This window comes from Enterobacter huaxiensis, from assembly GCF_003594935.2.
Taxonomy (GTDB): Bacteria; Pseudomonadota; Gammaproteobacteria; order Enterobacterales; family Enterobacteriaceae; genus Enterobacter; species Enterobacter huaxiensis.
The window spans coordinates 1,393,502-1,408,831 of sequence record NZ_CP043342.1 but is presented as its reverse complement, the minus strand read 5'-3'; the positions used below and the strand labels follow the sequence as shown (position 1 = coordinate 1,408,831).

Annotated in this window: 13 protein-coding genes; 4 read left to right on the top strand and 9 right to left on the bottom strand. The window is 54.3% G+C overall.

Features of this window, described 5'->3' with window-relative positions; translation table 11 throughout:
• Nucleotides 1-8: 8 nt before the first annotated feature.
• The 7 genes from D5067_RS06820 to D5067_RS06790 form a co-directional block, all read right to left on the bottom strand.
• Nucleotides 9-1,706 (bottom strand): OmpA family protein, encoded by a 1,698-nt coding sequence (locus tag D5067_RS06820; RefSeq protein WP_119937348.1) that lies wholly within the window; start codon nucleotides 1,704-1,706, stop codon nucleotides 9-11.
• Entirely contained in the window at nucleotides 1,703-2,392 is a 690-nt protein-coding gene (tssL, locus tag D5067_RS06815; RefSeq protein WP_119937349.1) for a type VI secretion system protein TssL, short form, read from the bottom strand. The genes D5067_RS06820 and tssL overlap by 4 nt, the downstream gene beginning before the upstream one ends.
• Nucleotides 2,389-3,729, bottom strand: a complete 1,341-nt coding sequence (gene tssK / locus D5067_RS06810) for a type VI secretion system baseplate subunit TssK (protein ID WP_119937350.1) — start codon at nucleotides 3,727-3,729, stop codon at nucleotides 2,389-2,391. Before tssK ends, tssL begins: the two co-directional genes overlap by 4 nt.
• Before the next feature lie 17 nt (nucleotides 3,730-3,746).
• Complete coding sequence (gene tssC / locus D5067_RS06805) at nucleotides 3,747-5,294, bottom strand: type VI secretion system contractile sheath large subunit (protein ID WP_119937351.1); 1,548 nt, start codon at nucleotides 5,292-5,294, stop codon at nucleotides 3,747-3,749.
• Between the two features lie 33 nt (nucleotides 5,295-5,327).
• Nucleotides 5,328-5,825: a type VI secretion system contractile sheath small subunit gene (gene tssB, locus D5067_RS06800; protein WP_119937352.1), complete on the bottom strand. Its 498-nt coding sequence runs from the start codon at nucleotides 5,823-5,825 to the stop codon at nucleotides 5,328-5,330.
• 496 nt (nucleotides 5,826-6,321) lie between these two features.
• Complete coding sequence (locus tag D5067_RS06795) at nucleotides 6,322-6,954, bottom strand: ECs1377 family protein (RefSeq protein WP_119937353.1); 633 nt, start codon at nucleotides 6,952-6,954, stop codon at nucleotides 6,322-6,324.
• Nucleotides 6,955-7,027: 73 nt separating this feature from the next.
• Complete coding sequence (locus D5067_RS06790; protein ID WP_119937354.1) at nucleotides 7,028-8,410, bottom strand: diguanylate cyclase; 1,383 nt, start codon at nucleotides 8,408-8,410, stop codon at nucleotides 7,028-7,030.
• A gap of 271 nt (nucleotides 8,411-8,681) precedes the next feature.
• Between D5067_RS06790 and lpxP the strand changes: the two genes are divergently transcribed.
• The gene (gene lpxP, locus D5067_RS06785) at nucleotides 8,682-9,599 is read left to right on the top strand and encodes a kdo(2)-lipid IV(A) palmitoleoyltransferase (protein ID WP_119937356.1); all 918 of its coding nucleotides are present in this window, start codon (nucleotides 8,682-8,684) and stop codon (nucleotides 9,597-9,599) included.
• A gap of 357 nt (nucleotides 9,600-9,956) precedes the next feature.
• Complete coding sequence (gene ypdK, locus D5067_RS06780; RefSeq protein ID WP_099458937.1) at nucleotides 9,957-10,028, top strand: membrane protein YpdK; 72 nt, start codon at nucleotides 9,957-9,959, stop codon at nucleotides 10,026-10,028.
• A 55-nt stretch (nucleotides 10,029-10,083) separates the two neighbouring features.
• Here the strand turns inward: ypdK and alaC are convergent, their stop codons facing one another.
• Entirely contained in the window at nucleotides 10,084-11,319 is a 1,236-nt protein-coding gene (gene alaC, locus D5067_RS06775) for an alanine transaminase (RefSeq protein ID WP_119937357.1), read from the bottom strand.
• 384 nt (nucleotides 11,320-11,703) lie between these two features.
• Here alaC and D5067_RS06770 point away from each other — a divergent pair, with 384 nt between their 5' ends.
• Together D5067_RS06770 and D5067_RS06765 are read left to right on the top strand one after the other, a co-directional pair.
• The gene (locus D5067_RS06770; RefSeq protein ID WP_119937358.1) at nucleotides 11,704-13,401 is read left to right on the top strand and encodes a sensor histidine kinase; all 1,698 of its coding nucleotides are present in this window, start codon (nucleotides 11,704-11,706) and stop codon (nucleotides 13,399-13,401) included.
• A gap of 13 nt (nucleotides 13,402-13,414) precedes the next feature.
• Nucleotides 13,415-14,146: a LytR/AlgR family response regulator transcription factor gene (locus tag D5067_RS06765; protein WP_119937359.1), complete on the top strand. Its 732-nt coding sequence runs from the start codon at nucleotides 13,415-13,417 to the stop codon at nucleotides 14,144-14,146.
• 34 nt (nucleotides 14,147-14,180) lie between these two features.
• Here the strand turns inward: D5067_RS06765 and glk are convergent, their stop codons facing one another.
• Nucleotides 14,181-15,146, bottom strand: a complete 966-nt coding sequence (gene glk, locus D5067_RS06760) for a glucokinase (protein WP_119937360.1) — start codon at nucleotides 15,144-15,146, stop codon at nucleotides 14,181-14,183.
• Nucleotides 15,147-15,330 lie beyond the last annotated feature (184 nt).

Below are 15,330 nucleotides of genomic sequence, written 5' to 3'. Positions count from 1 at the left end.
TTACTCCATTAATGTTGAGAAACGTCATCATCCTGCGATGACGCTGGGGTTTTGTCGGGTATCTGACAGGCATTGGCCTGCGGTACCAGACTGATTTCGACACGACGGTTGAGCGCACGCCCTTCCGGGGTGTCGTTAGTTGCGACCGGACGGCTTTCGCCATAGCCCTGCACCGCAAAACAGCTTTCCGGTACATCACCGGTATCACGCATCCAGTCGCGCACCGCTTCGGCACGCCTGAGTGACAGCGTCTGGTTCAGTTGCGGATTACCGGTGTTATCGGTATGCCCGGACACGACAATCAGCCAGCCCGGCTTCGCTTTGATACCGACCAGTGAATTCACCAGCATTTTGGTCGAACCCGCTTTCAGCACGGATTTGCCAGAATCGAACAGCGACATGCTGTCGAGGCGGACAATTTTCGGTACAGGTTTCGGCTGCGGTTCAGGCGGCGGTGGTGGCGGCACATACGAGCGGATTGCATCCAGCACCGGCATGCGCAGACGCTCGCCCTGATACAGACCGAGACCTAACCTGGCCGGTACGCCATTGCGCGCCCAGCCATCCAACTGCGCTGCATCGTCGCGCAGGACGGCAACGGCGTCGGCTTTGGGGCCGAAATCATGCATCGGGATACGGTCATAGCGGGCAATATCGAAACTCACACGCTGCAGCAGCTGGCGATTGTTCCAGCCACTGCTGAGCAGCGCTGCAATCGCCGCCAGCGTGAAAATCCCGAGCGCACAGCGGAAGGCTCGCCCACGCGGCGTCAGGCCTCGCCCTTCGGGCAGCAGCGGCAGGATAAAATCCGGGAAGGGCGAGATAACCGTACTGTCCGTTCCCACCGGCTGCCAGCCCGTCACCCGCTGCATCGCAGTGTGACGGGAAAGCCACACCGTCCAGGCCGATGTGGCCAGACTTCCGGCAAGGATCGGTCCCAATCCCCACAGCACAGCGCCAGGTGCAATCACAGGAACGTCGGGGTTCTCATCCATAAAGACAGCTTTGACGTGCTGATGGAACCAGCTCATCAGGCTGTTCATCAGCACCTGCTGTTGCATCGCAGGGGTCCCACCGGTTGTCACCCATGCAGCGATTGAACTCGGCGCTGAAGACTCACGCCACACCCTCACGCCTTCCCCCGGGATAGCCGCCTGCCAGAGCAGATCGTTCGTCATCGCGCTGCCAACCTGACCATTCAGAATCAGCGGCACAGAATGACCGCTTTCTTTACGCAGTTTGCTGATTTGCCAGCGCAGAGCCAGCAGGCGGCTGGTCAGGGCTTCGCTGTCGGCGTGTTTTTGCGGACAGATGCTGACCATCACCGACAGCTGGCGACCCCAGTCAGGTCTTAACCACAGTACCTGGCGGGCTACCTGCTCCAGATCCTGATGATCCTCAACGCGGATCCAGCATCCCTGCGTGACAGTGAGCACCGGAGACCGCTGCATACATGCCAGCGGCAGATCGCCACAGACCAGCACCACGGGATGCCGGTAAGTGGCTTCGGGGAGATCGTCCAGACACAGGGTGACGTCATGCCCCGTACGACGACTGGCAACAATCCAGAACGCCAGAATAAGCCCCAGCACCACCAGCAGAGTGAGCACAGAAACCAGGCGGGCACCCGGCAGGAACCCCAGGCAGACCACTGCACTCAGCAGGGCGGCCCACAGCGCAAGCCCGCGCTGTTGTGCAGGACTCATTTCACAGCTCCCGGCAGCAGGCTCAACAGCGTCTGATCCAGCCAGTGATCCAGTCCCCACCAGAGTGCAGCGACTACCACCAGGCTCAGGCCGATACGCACGGGCCATGACGCCAGCCATCCCCCCATTCCCCGTCCGGCTCTGCTTTCTGCAAGGATCGGGTGGGTTTGTGGATAGCTGAACGGCGTGACATGTTCTCCGAGCGCGTTGACGAGTTTCTGGCGCTCCGGATCGTTTAGCGAGCGGAAACTGCCGAGGAACCCCAGCATCATGATCCGCTGGAAGCAGGTCACGACAGCATGGTCAGGCGCCGGTTCACGCAGCACATCGCGCATCCGATCGCACAGCGTATCACCGGCATCCATGGTGCCGAGGAAGTGTCCCTGCAGGGGTATGTCATACCACTGCACGCAGGCATCATCCTCCACACCGCGACCTTTGACGGCTTCGTCAAGCAGCGCGCACTGTGCAGTGAGAATATGCTGACAGCTGGCCTCATCGAGTTCGCTCGCTTTCAGCTCACGCTGCACACGCTCAACATCAGCAATGCAGCGCTCCCACAACGTGCGCCCTTCTCCATCCTGAAATGCTGGACCGTGACGCAGGCTGATTACCTGCAGCCAGGTGTCCTGCAGCAGGGCATCAATATCAATCGACGCAGCATTACTGCGTTTAGGCTCACTCATGTTCTCAGTACCGCAAAGAGTTCAAGTTCAGGCTCGCCGAGCATGCCCGGAACGTAAAACATACAGGTGCCGCCCTGAAGCATTTCGCTGGCCAGAGGATGAGAGACATCGAGGCTGAAATACTGGTTTTCCAGACGCAGTGGAATGGCGGCCGGCACGTGACGCAGCGGCGTCAGCGGCACACCCACCCGTGAAGAATTGACGATACTCCTGACATGATCGGGGCTGCCGACCTTGCACTGGCGCGGGAACTGCTCCTGCAGCTGTGCCACCGGCATCGGTGAACGTACGGAGAGGTAGTAATCCACCCCTTCGCGCAGACGTGGGTCATGCAGACGGGCCTGCCAGAAGTGAAGCCGGGCATCATGCTCAAGCTCAATCGCCACCACCCGCGACGGCAGGCTGGCTTCCAGCAGGTCGCCCAGTAGGTCAAAGAGCGGCGGGAAGACGTTATTCAACTGCTCATGCTGCCAGACAGGAATGGCACTCACCTGGTGTTCCAGCGAGAAGGTCAGCAGGCTACCCGCAAGGCGTGCCAGTTCTGGATACAGACGCTCAGGTGGACTTTGCGGGTGACGCTGAAACTGTCCTAGCACGGGTTCTGCGCTGTTCAGGGCATTGAGCAGCCAGAACAGAGACACATCTGCCACGGCAAAATCGGCCATGCGCTCGTTACTTTCACGACGCATGTCCATCAGGCGACTCAGACGGGCCCGCAGCTGCGTCATCAGCTGTTCCAGCTGAGTTACCAGCCAGCGGCTGCCCTGGATGGTAAGGAGCGGGGGGAGAAATGTTTCATCCAGTAACCACACCCCCTGCGAATCCTGCTGCAGGCGGGCGACCGGGCAGGTCAGGTAATCGCTGTTTTTCTGATGTGCAAACCGCAGCGTCAGCTCCGGGCGCATCACCGCAATCTGGCGGGTATCTTCCCCGAAGGTGTTGCGGACATCCCGCCAGCGCTGGCGATAACGCACAGGGCGCTCGGCTACCTCATCAGGTTTAAGGCAGTTGCCGCCGTTCGCCCTCAGCAGCGGAAGCGCCAGAACCACCACCACTTCCTGTGACACGCCCTCAAGCGCCAGCACCGGCGGCAGGTCGTCAGCATTATCCGTGTCGATAAGCGTGCCATCGGGGAAACGGATGTGCAGACGACGGGCCTGCAGGCGGCCCAGTTTCAGTGCATCCGGTTCGAAAGCAGCCTCAATCATTCCCCAGGGATGGGAGAGACCCAGTCGGGCGATGCATTCCGCAGACCAGGCCGCATATGCGGCCTGTTGCTGGAAGTGCTGGGGAGAGACCATAACGCCCCTGCCCCATAACGGTTGTTCCGTTTTCATTGGCTTCCTGCCTTAGCTTACGATTTCGCCTTCGGCATCTGGGAAACCAGCGACAGGTTGACGTCCATCCCTTCCACCTGGAAATGCGGGATCGCATACAGCTTCACGCGGAAGAAGCCCGGGTTATCCTCAATGTCTTCCACTACCACTTTCGCGTCACGCAGCGGGTGCGAAGCCTGCAGCTCGTCGCCCGGGTCGGTCATTTCGGTGACCAGACTGCGCACCCAGGTGTTGAGCTCCAGCTCCAGCAGACGACGGTCTTTCGTCGTACCGATATTCTCGCGCTGGATAAGCTTCAGGTAGTGCGCAATGCGGGACAGCAGGAAGATGTATGGCAGACGCGCATTGATACGGCTGTTGGCCGTCGCATCGGCGGTGTCATACAGGGCCGGTTTCTGCGTGGAGTTCGCCGAGAAGAAACAGCTGTAATCGCGATTTTTGTAGTAGGACAGCGGAATGAAACCGAGGTTGGCGAACTCAAATTCGCGTGTTTCCGGGATCATCACTTCTGACGGGATCTTCACCTGATTGCCGGTGCCCAGATCGTACAGATGAATAGGCAGGTCCTGAACGGCACCACCGGCCTGCGGGCCACGGATTTGCACACACCAGCCGTTGTTGATGAAGCTGCGCACCATGTTAGAGGCGAACGCAAACGAGGCGTTCGTCCACAGGTATTTGTCGTGATCAGGGCCTTTTACTTCTTCAACGTAGTTAAAGCTGCGCACCGGCACGGTGTCCGGACCATAAGGCAGGCGACCCAGCACGCGCGGCATCACCAGACCGATATAGCGGGAATCGTCCGTCTCGCGGAAGGATTTCCACTTGATGTATTCAGCGCGATCGAAATAGTTACCGATATCCTTGATGGCCGCCACTTCTTCCATGCTGTCTTTCAGGAAGAATTTCGGTCCCGCGGAGCCGATAAACGGCATGTGGGCAGCAGCAGAGACCTTTGAAATGTTGCGCAGGAGCGCGATATCCTGCGCAGAGGCATTAAATTCGTAGGCGGAAATCAGCGCAGCAATCGGCTCTCCACCCGGGGTATCATACTCATCAATATAGGTATGTTTATACAGCCCGCTCTGGATGATTTCCGGGCTGTCTTCGAAGTCCTGACGCAGGTCATCTTTGGACATATCCAGCAGTTCAACCTTCACGTTCTGCCGGAAATCGGTTTTGTCGACCAGGGATTTCACACCGCGCCACAGGCTTTCTACCGCCTGGAATTCTTCGCTGTGCATGACAGCATCAAGCTGACGGCTAATCTGGTAGTCCAGCTCTGCGATATGATGGTCAATCAGGTTTTTGTCGAGTTTTTCAACCTTTGAGCCCGATTTAGTCAGGCACTCCAGGAACACCTGCATGCCGGCCGTTAAACGTTCATCCGCAGTCGCATCCGACATCGCCTGCGCGTCCTGCCAGATATCCAGCGCGCTCAACTCAGATACCGGGTTCAGGTTGATTTTTTCAAACAGGGAGGCATAAACCCCGCCCGCAGCAGGACGTTCCAGCACCACGCTTTCGCCACCTACGGCATTCTCATTTTTTACAGACATCAACATCTTCCTTATTAATCCGTTAAATCATCGTGACCGTTATGGCTGTTTCGGGGCCAGGGCAGACAGCTCTGAGCGAAGTTCTGCGCTTAATGCCGGGTCGAGCAGAATTTTTTCCAGCTCTTTGCGGAAAGCCTGGTTGTCCAGCAGGTTTGCCTTTAAATCGCGAAGCAGGTTGCGCATGGAAAGCATCGCCTTCAGCTGGGGGATTTGCCGGGAAACCTGCTCCGGAGTGAAATCCTTCATGCTCTGGAAAGTCAGGCTTATATTGTCTTCGCTGCCGTCATCAGCCAGCGTGTTTTTAACGGTGAGATTTACTTTTGGGGAATATTCGGAAAGCACGGAGTCAAAGTTATTTTTATTCAGATTAACTTTTTTGCGTTCAGACAGTGGTGCAGCCTCCTGACCATTACTGAAGTCGCCCGCTACCAGTAATTTCAGGGGGAGCTCAGTTTTCTTGCTCGCGCCCCCCGTATGCAGGTCAAGTTTTAGATTAATACGTGCCTTTGGCACTTCATTTTGGAAACTATCAGCCATTTCATCATCCCTCGGTTTATCGCTGTGCACACTTTCAGACAAGAACTATTTACAGCAGATAATAGAACAATGATCGACTCAAGATCAAATTCACCGATCATTCATCGGCCATAAGAAATTTCTTAAGAATTTTCCACTAAATGTTAATAGAGAATTGCACTGCCATGTCAGTAAAATGAACTACCACCAATACACAAAACAAACATTTATGCCGCAGCAGTTAAAATGGACGGAGAATTGTTAATAAAATGATCTTAAATTGATTTAGATCAATATCAGGAAAGTGAAAACATCCATGCATTTTCAAAGATAGGGTTTTAGATCAGAAAGAGATTAAAGGGGAAGAAAGTAACTGTTTATGCGAAGGATAAGGAAAAATTACGCGCAGACACACTCCCGGCCTTACGCTGCCAGGGTTTAGTATGGGAACGCAGATTCAGTGAGCGCTATTTTGCATGACAGGATAATTGCAGAGGACACCCGAGCCCTACCCCATTCACTCCAGTACAGACTGGTAAACCGGAATACGGCGGTTCGTGCCGGTCAAATTCTCATAAACATCGATTTCTGACGTCGTTATCTTCATGCCTGTTTTTCTGAGCCTTTGCACATCGGCAGCAATACGCTGAATGCCAAACCAAAAAAGCCCGTCCAGTGCTGTGACGGCCAGCCCGCTGTCAAGCGCCAGCTTCAGGCGCTCCCGCGGGGGTTTAACCTGCTGAGCAATTTGCCGGAAAGGCGCTTCGGTTGCCCCGGCCTCTTCAATTCGACGGATGCGCGTTGTAAGCCGGTAGTGATACTCATCAGGTATGGCGCTTAAATCGCTCTTCAGGCTCCATACGCAGCCAAAGCGTTTGCCGTTAAAAATGACGTTCTTCTGGCCGATCTGCAGTTCCTCCCGTAAACCGGCAATCAGCTGCGGCGTGCGGGTGAGCAGCAGCCTGAAGGGGAGTTCAAAACTGGTAATATAGTCCACGTTCAGTAACGCTATACGCAGCCGTTCTTCTGCGCCCGCTCTGTTCTCCTGACATTCAACAAGCACATCGGCCCACTGGCGGCTCAGCCGTGCGGATTCGCTCGCTTCCGTGAAGCTGTACTTTTCAATCTGGTATTCAACGCGTCCGGCCACCTGCAGTCCCTTACGGTTATATCTCAGTTTCGGTTGCTCACTTTACCAGCGAGCGTTCTCTTTCGAAAGACCGTTACAAGGTTGCTTTCCACAGTTCAACACAGTTACGTCCACGCCGTTTCGCGCCGTACAGCGCTTCATCTGCTGCCTGAATCAGCCGTTCGTAGTCAGGATGTCCATTGAACATCGCCACGCCAATAGAAAGAGAGAGGGGTATAAGGTCGCCATCCGGGGAGGTAACCTTAATTTTTTCTACGCGCCGCCGGATCCGCTCCGCGATACGCAGCGAATCTGCCTCGTTGAGCTCCGTCAGCACGATGAGGAACTCATCGCCGCCGTAACGAAATACGTAATCGCAGGTGCGAACATGGTCATAAAAGACACCGGAGACTTTTCGCAGAATATCATCCCCGGTATTGTGCCCCCAGGTGTCGTTTATCTGCTTGAACTTATCGACATCAATAAGCAACGTCGAAAGCGACGTTCCGGCTCGCGTGGCGTGGATAATCTCGCGTTTAAAGATGGTTGGCAGAAAGCGTCGGTTAAGCAGACGAGTCAGTACATCCATTCCCACTTCGTGTCGGGAGACTTCGTCGAACAGTTCGCGCAACAGCGTTACGATCTGCGACAGCGTGTTCCGGGTTTGCTGGAGAAACTTGACCCGAAGTGGCTTATTGCCAATTCCCTGGTCAGAAAGGCGGATGGCATTAAACGCGTCGTCAAACTCCTGAATCAGGCGCGAGATGTGTCCGGCTTCAGCAATGCCGCTGAAGTAGTGACGCCCTTTATGGCTAAACCACAGTCCGAAATCAGACTGACCCAGCGGCAAACTGTTACCGATGCTGGAGTTCAGCATCACTTTATAGAGGAGCGTCATTTCCCATGAAAGCAGCGCGGCCGTCTGTCGCTCCTTCTCCTCTTCGGCATTTTCCATCAGCGAAAAGATTCGGTAGTTTTCATCCTCCTTCGCCGCATTATTCTCGCTGAAGACATATGCACGCGACATCACCTCCATAGCAAGGTCGATACTGTTAACAGCGTAATGGTACAGTTTCAGCTTCACTTCAGAGGAATGAGGGATCCCGGTGATGAGCGGCAGCAGCAGTTTCTTCAGCACCCGAAAACCCATTTCCACCAGGTCGACCGAGATACCAATACGGGCGTGAACATCCGCAGCGCGCTGCTGGGCGCGCATCTGCTCTTCAACCTGATCCGTGCTGCAGGAAAGGACGTCCACCAGCCAGCGGCAGAGCGCTTCTCTTAGCTGGCGTTCAACCTGCTCAGTAGTTAAAAATTCAGCGACGTTGGGATCGGCAAGTACGACACGGTAAAACTCACCGATCAGCGCCGGCGCGTGAACCTGCGCAAGTTCAGCCGCAATCTGATGAACATGGGGATCGGTTTCAGTGATGAGCTGCATCCACTCATCTTTTACCGTTTTTAAGTAGGTTTCCACTAAAGGCTCTCTTCAGGGGGGAGTGTTACCTTTATTATAAAAACAAGAAAATCAATTGCCTCTTGAAATGCCGCTTTTTTAATCAAAAACGGCTGATGACACATATCGTATAAGGGTGTTACATTATACTGCCCGCCCAATGTCAGTAATGGCCAGGTAACGCCGTAAAGTTCGGTAAAGCCTGCAACCATGACCTTGTCTTACGGTCTAATTGAAACGTGGTATCGCTTTCATCGCGATACTTTCACAGGCTTTACATAGGTTCACTAATTTGTCTCAATCCACTTTCAAACGCGCGTTTTTGCACCCGCGTTACTGGTTTACATGGTTTGGTCTCGGCGTCCTTTGGCTTCTGGTCCAGCTGCCTTACCCGGTAATTCGTATACTGGGTTCGAAGCTGGGCAGTACATCACGTCACTTCCTTAAACGTCGTGAATCTATCGCCCGTAAAAATCTTGAGCTTTGCTTCCCTCATTACAATGCGGCACAGCGCGAAAAGCTGATCGCAGAAAACTTCAAATCCATCGGCATGGCATTGCTCGAAACCGGCATGGCGTGGTTCTGGCCTGATGAACGCGTCCGTAAATGGTTTGATGTTGAAGGTCTGGATAACCTGAAACGCGCTCAGGCGCAAAACCGCGGCGTCATGGTTGTTGGGGTGCACTTTATGTCCCTTGAACTCGGCGGCCGTGTGATGGGCCTTTGCCAGCCGATGATGGCAACCTACCGCCCGCACAACAGCCAGGTCATGGAGTGGGTGCAGACGCGCGGACGGATGCGTTCCAATAAGGCCATGATCAGCCGCAACAACCTGCGCGGCATGGTAAGCGCCCTGAAGAAAGGCGAAGCCGTCTGGTTTGCGCCAGATCAGGATTACGGACGTAAAGGCAGCAGCTTTGCTCCCTTCTTTGCGGTTAAAAACGTCGCTACGACTAACGGCACGTTTGTGATTTCACGCCTGTCGGGTGCGGCCATGTTAACCGTGACGATGGTGAGAAAGGCGGACAGGTCAGGCTACCGTCTGCACATCTCTCCGGAGATGGCTAACTATCCGGAAAACGAGTGCGAAGCCGCGGCGTTTATTAATAAAGTCATCGAAATGGAAATTATGCGTGCGCCCGAGCAGTATCTGTGGATGCACCGCCGCTTCAAAACCCGCCCGCTTGGCGAATCCTCTCTCTATATCTAATTCTGTGAAAGGTTAGTTTCGCTAAGAAACTAACCTTTTCAACCACCTGTAATCACTCTGCGTTACCGCCTTTTTCCTTCGTCGCTCAAAGTGAATTTATTGCGTTCTGAAATCAAACTGTCGCCGTTCCACGACACCCGTAAGTGTAGGAAATTATTTAAAAAAAGGGATCTTGCCACCCCTCATATTTAGGCGTACATTAGCGCCGTCTGGCAATGGGATAGCACAGAATTCTGAGCTGGAGTCTGAGGTACTGCGGGATAATTCTCATTTCCCTCTTAACCCGATTTCAGCTCTCTATAATCAGGTGGACTCTGTTTTTCAATGCGTACCAAAAGATACGCGGAGCGATGAAACGTGAAATATTTCTTTATGGGCATTTCGGTGATTGTATTGGTCTGGGCCGGAACTTTTGCCCTGATGATTTAGTAAAAACATGCAGTCAAAAAAACAGGCGCCTTTGGCGCCTGTTTTTGTATGTGGGTTACGGTTCGTGATGTTCTGCAACGCTTTTCGACGAGAGAAGCCCGTCGGCCCGGAACATGCTTTTTATTCCCCTCACCGCCTGGCGGATTCGGTCGCTGTTCTCGATCAGCGCGAATCGGACGTGCGTGTCACCATAATCACCAAAACCGATCCCCGGAGAGACGCACACTTTAGCGTCCTGCAGCAGCTTCTTGGCAAACTCCAGCGAACCCATTGCCGCGTAGGGCTCAGGTATTTTCGCCCAGACGTACATCGACGCTTTCGGCATTTCGACCATCCATCCAGCCTCGTGCAGGCCTTTCACCAGCACGTCGCGACGGCGTTTATACTGGGCGGCAATATCATGCACGCACTGCTGATCGCCTTCCAGCGCGGCAATTGCGGCCACCTGCAGCGGGGTAAATGTCCCGTAGTCGTGATAACTCTTAATGCGCGCCAGTGCATTCACCAGCGTTTTGTTACCGACCATGAAACCAATGCGCCAGCCCGCCATGTTGTAGCTTTTGGACAGCGTGAAAAATTCGACCGCCACGTCGCGGGCTCCCGGCACCTGCATAATGGAAGGTGCCTTCCAGCCGTCGTAGACAATATCGGCATAGGCAAGATCGTGAACCACCAGCACGTCATACCGTTTAGCCAGGGCGACCACCTTTTCGAAGAATTCGAGCTCTACGCACTGTGCGGTTGGGTTTGACGGAAAACCAAGGATCATCATCTTGGGTTTTGGGTAGCTTTCACGGATCGCACGTTCCAGCTCGTTGAAGAAATCAACGCCTTCCACCAGCGGCACAGAACGCACCTGCGCCCCGGCGATTACCGCACCATAGATATGAATGGGGTAGCTCGGGTTTGGCACCAGCACGGTATCGCCGTGATCCAGGGTTGCCAGCATCAGGTGTGCCAGCCCCTCTTTTGAACCAATGGTGACAATCGCTTCGCTCTCAGGGTCGATATCCACCTGATAGCGATCCTGATACCAGCGCGAAATAGCCCGACGCAGACGAGGAATGCCGCGGGACGTCGAGTAGCCATGCGTATCGGGACGCTGGGCAACCGTACAGAGTTTCTCTACGATATGCGGCGGCGTAGGGCCGTCAGGGTTACCCATGCTGAAGTCGATAATATCTTCGCCGCGCCGACGCGCAGCCATTTTCAGTTCAGCAGTGATGTTGAAAACATAAGGAGGGAGACGATCGATACGCGTGAAGCGGCGTTCAGGACTGAATTCAGCCATAGATTCCTCAGATTACGTTAGCGCCCGGACCGTCCGAGCGACGCTGCCACGCATGTGGCATGCTTAGAAAATAACCTGAATAAAATCCCGCTGTCGAGAGGGTGAGCAAAAAAAAAGATTTGGCCCTAAAACGGGAAAGCCCCTGGCGATAAAACCGGAAGCAGTCTGGCGAAAAACAAATTTTAATATCAGTTGCTTAACATGATGTTATCAAGATTATTACCTCTCAGCCCTTCACGCTTCGCACTGCGGGGCTAGTCAGGCACACACCGACTATCCCCTTTGGAAATTATGGTTTTCCCCATTTGATAAACAGGACTGATAGCTGGTTATTACGCGCCAGGTTTTTTATCATAGTTTTTTCCCGTTTTCCCAGGTTCACTCGTGCACGAAATCTTCGATATGCTCCTCGCGGTATTTGACCGTGCGGCATTAATGCTGATCTGCCTGTTCTTCCTCATTCGCATCCGCCTGTTTCGCGAGCTTCTGCACAAGTCTGCGCACTCGCCAAAGGAGCTGCTGGCAGTAACGGCCATTTTTTCCCTGTTCGCCCTGTTCAGCACCTGGTCCGGCGTTCCGGTAGAAGGTTCACTGGTTAACGTGCGAATCATCGCCGTGATGTCCGGCGGGATTTTGTTCGGCCCGTGGGTCGGGATTATCACCGGTATTATCGCCGGCACGCACCGTTACCTGATTGATATTGGCGGCGTGACGGCCATTCCGTGCTTCATTACCAGCATTATTGCCGGGATACTTTCCGGCTGGATTAACCGCAAAATCCCGAAAAAGCAGCGCTGGCGGGCGGGGATCATCGCGGGCATGGTGTGTGAAACGTTGACCATGATTCTGGTGGTCGTCTGGGCGCCAACCACCGCGCTGGGCCTGGATATCGTCTCAAAAATCGGCATTCCGATGATCCTCGGCAGCGTCTGCATCGGCTTTATCGTGCTGCTGGTGCAAAGCGTTGAAGGGGAAAAAGAGGCCAGCGCCGCCCGTCAGGCCAAGCTGGCGCTGGACATTGCCAACAAAACGCTGCCGCTTTTCCGCCACGTTAACGCCGAATCGCTGCGTCAGGTTTGCGATATCATCCGCCGGGATATCCACGCCGATGCCGTCGCCATCACCAATATCGACCACGTGCTGGCCTACGTCGGTGTGGGCGAACATAACTATCAGGACAACGACGATACCATTAGCCCAACGACCAGACAGTCGATCAACTACGGTAAAATCATCATTAAAAACAATGATGAAGCCCACAGAACCCCGGAAATTCACTCCATGCTGGTGATCCCCCTTTGGGAAAAAGGCGTAGTGACCGGCACGCTGAAGATTTATTACTGCCACGCCCACCAGATCACCTCTTCGCTTCAGGAGATGGCGATTGGCCTGTCGCAGATTATTTCTACCCAGCTTGAGGTTTCACGCGCCGAGCAGCTGCGCGAGATGGCAAATAAGGCAGAGCTGCGCGCGCTGCAGAGCAAAATAAATCCCCATTTTCTGTTTAACGCGCTGAACGCCATCTCCTCGTCCATTCGGCTAAATCCGGACACCGCGCGCCAGCTTATTTTTAATCTGTCACGCTATCTGCGCTACAACATTGAGCTGAAGGACGACGAGCAGATCGACATCAAAAAAGAGCTGTACCAGATTAAAGATTACATCGCGATTGAGCAGGCCCGCTTCGGCGACAAACTCACCGTCATTTACGATATTGATGAAGAGGTCAACTGCGTGATCCCAAGCCTGCTGATCCAGCCGCTGGTTGAGAACGCCATTGTCCATGGTATCCAGCCCTGCAAAGGGAAAGGCGTGGTGACGATCGGCGTGACGGAAAGCGGCAACCGAGTCCGTATTGCGGTACGCGATACCGGCCACGGCATCGACCCGAAAGTCGTTGAGCGCGTAGAATCTAACGAAATGCCTGGCAACAAGATTGGTTTGTTGAACGTCCATCATCGGGTCAAGCTGCTGTATGGCGAAGGTCTACATATTCGCCGTCTTGAGCCCGGCACAGAGATCGCTTTTTACGTCCCGCATGACCGCACCGCCGTTCATGCACCGATATCCTTGTTGCCGTAGGCCGGAGTAACACATGAAAGTCATCATCGTAGAAGATGAAATTCTGGCTCAACAGGAGCTGAGCTGGCTGATTAAAACGCACAGCCAGATGGAGATTGTAGGCACCTTTGACGACGGTCTGGACGTGCTGAAGTTTTTACAGCACAACCGGGTTGACGCCATTTTTCTCGACATCAATATTCCGTCGCTGGACGGCGTGCTGCTGGCGCAAAACATTAATCAGTTTGCCCATAAGCCGTTTATTGTGTTCGTCACCGCCTGGAAAGAACATGCGGTAGAGGCGTTCGAACTGGAGGCGTTTGACTACATTCTTAAGCCTTACCAGGAGTCGCGGATTGTCAGCATGCTGCAGAAGCTCGAAGCAGCATGGCAACAGCAGGCAACCCCCCTTAGCGCAGGCCCGGCCGTGCGTGAAAATGACACCATCAATCTGGTAAAAGATGAGCGCATCATCGTCACGCCAATCGACGATATCTATTACGCCGAAGCCCATGAAAAGATGACGTTTGTCTACACGCGGCGCGAATCGTACGTGATGGCGATGAACATTACGGAGTTTTGCAGCAAGCTGCCGGCAGCGCACTTCTTCCGCTGCCACCGCTCATTCTGCGTCAATTTGAACAAAATTCGCGAGATCGAGCCCTGGTTTAATAACACCTACATTTTACGTTTGAAAGATCTCGATTTTCAGGTGCCGGTAAGCCGCAGCAAGGTGAAAGAGTTTCGCCAGCTGATGCACCTTTAAGGCCTACCCTCTCCCGCGGGAGAGGGTAAAAACATCAGAGGATCTGGCCCAGGACCTGACGCAGGTGCGCGCCGGAGCCCAGCAGGCCCGGGTTATCGTGCACAATCAGATAGACAGGAATGTCCTGCACATAGCTTCGGAAACGCCCTTTATCCTCAAAGCCGCCGCGGAAACCGGAGGCTTTAAAGAAGTCGAGGAAGCGCGGCACGATCCCACCCGCAATATAGACGCCGCCAAAGGTGCTAAGATTCAGCGCCAGGTTACCGCCAAAACGTCCCATGATGACGCAGAACAGCGACAGGGCGCGACGACAGTCGATACAGCTGTCCGCCAGCGCGCGCTCGGTGACGTCTTTCGGCTGCAGGTTTTCAGGCAAACGCCCGTCTGATTTTACAATCGCACGGTACAGGTTTACCAGGCCCGGGCCGGAAAGCACGCGCTCGGCAGAAACGTGGCCAATTTCAGCCCGCAGCTCTTCGAGAATAATGCCCTCTTCCTCGCTGTTCGGCGCAAAGTCCACGTGGCCGCCTTCACCCGGCAGGCTGACCCAGCGCTTATCGACATGCACCAGATGCGACACGCCCAGACCGGTGCCGGCACCGTATACGGCGATCGGTTTGCCTTCCACCGGCGCAGTGCCGCCAAACTGGATCAAATGCTCTGGCTTGAGCATCGGGATCGCCATCGAAACGGCAGTGAAATCATTAATGATCTCAAGATGGGAAAATCCGAGATTTTTCTGCATCTCGGCAATGGAAAACGCCCACGTATGGTTGGTCATCGCTACCCAGTCGCCGGTGATCGGGCAGGCAATCGCTATACACCCGTCTTCCACGCTCACCTTGTGTTCGTCCAGATAGACGCGAACCACGGCTTCCAGGCTCGGGTAGTCCAGCCCTGAATAGGTTTTGGCCTGAGAAATTTCGCCGCTATTCACATCGCATAGCGCAAGGCGCGCGTTGGTGCCGCCCACGTCACCTACCAAAGCATACTTTGTCATTCTTCTACTGCTCCGCTAAAGTCAGAATAAATCTTTGGGACACTGTAAATTCAAGGCGTGATAACAACAACGACCAGAAGGTGACTGCCCCCACGATTATCGATCTTCGTCACAGAATAACTTTACCGTTTCAGCACCTTTTGCACTATTGCCATAAGGCTGATTGTGCAAAGTAACGAAATAC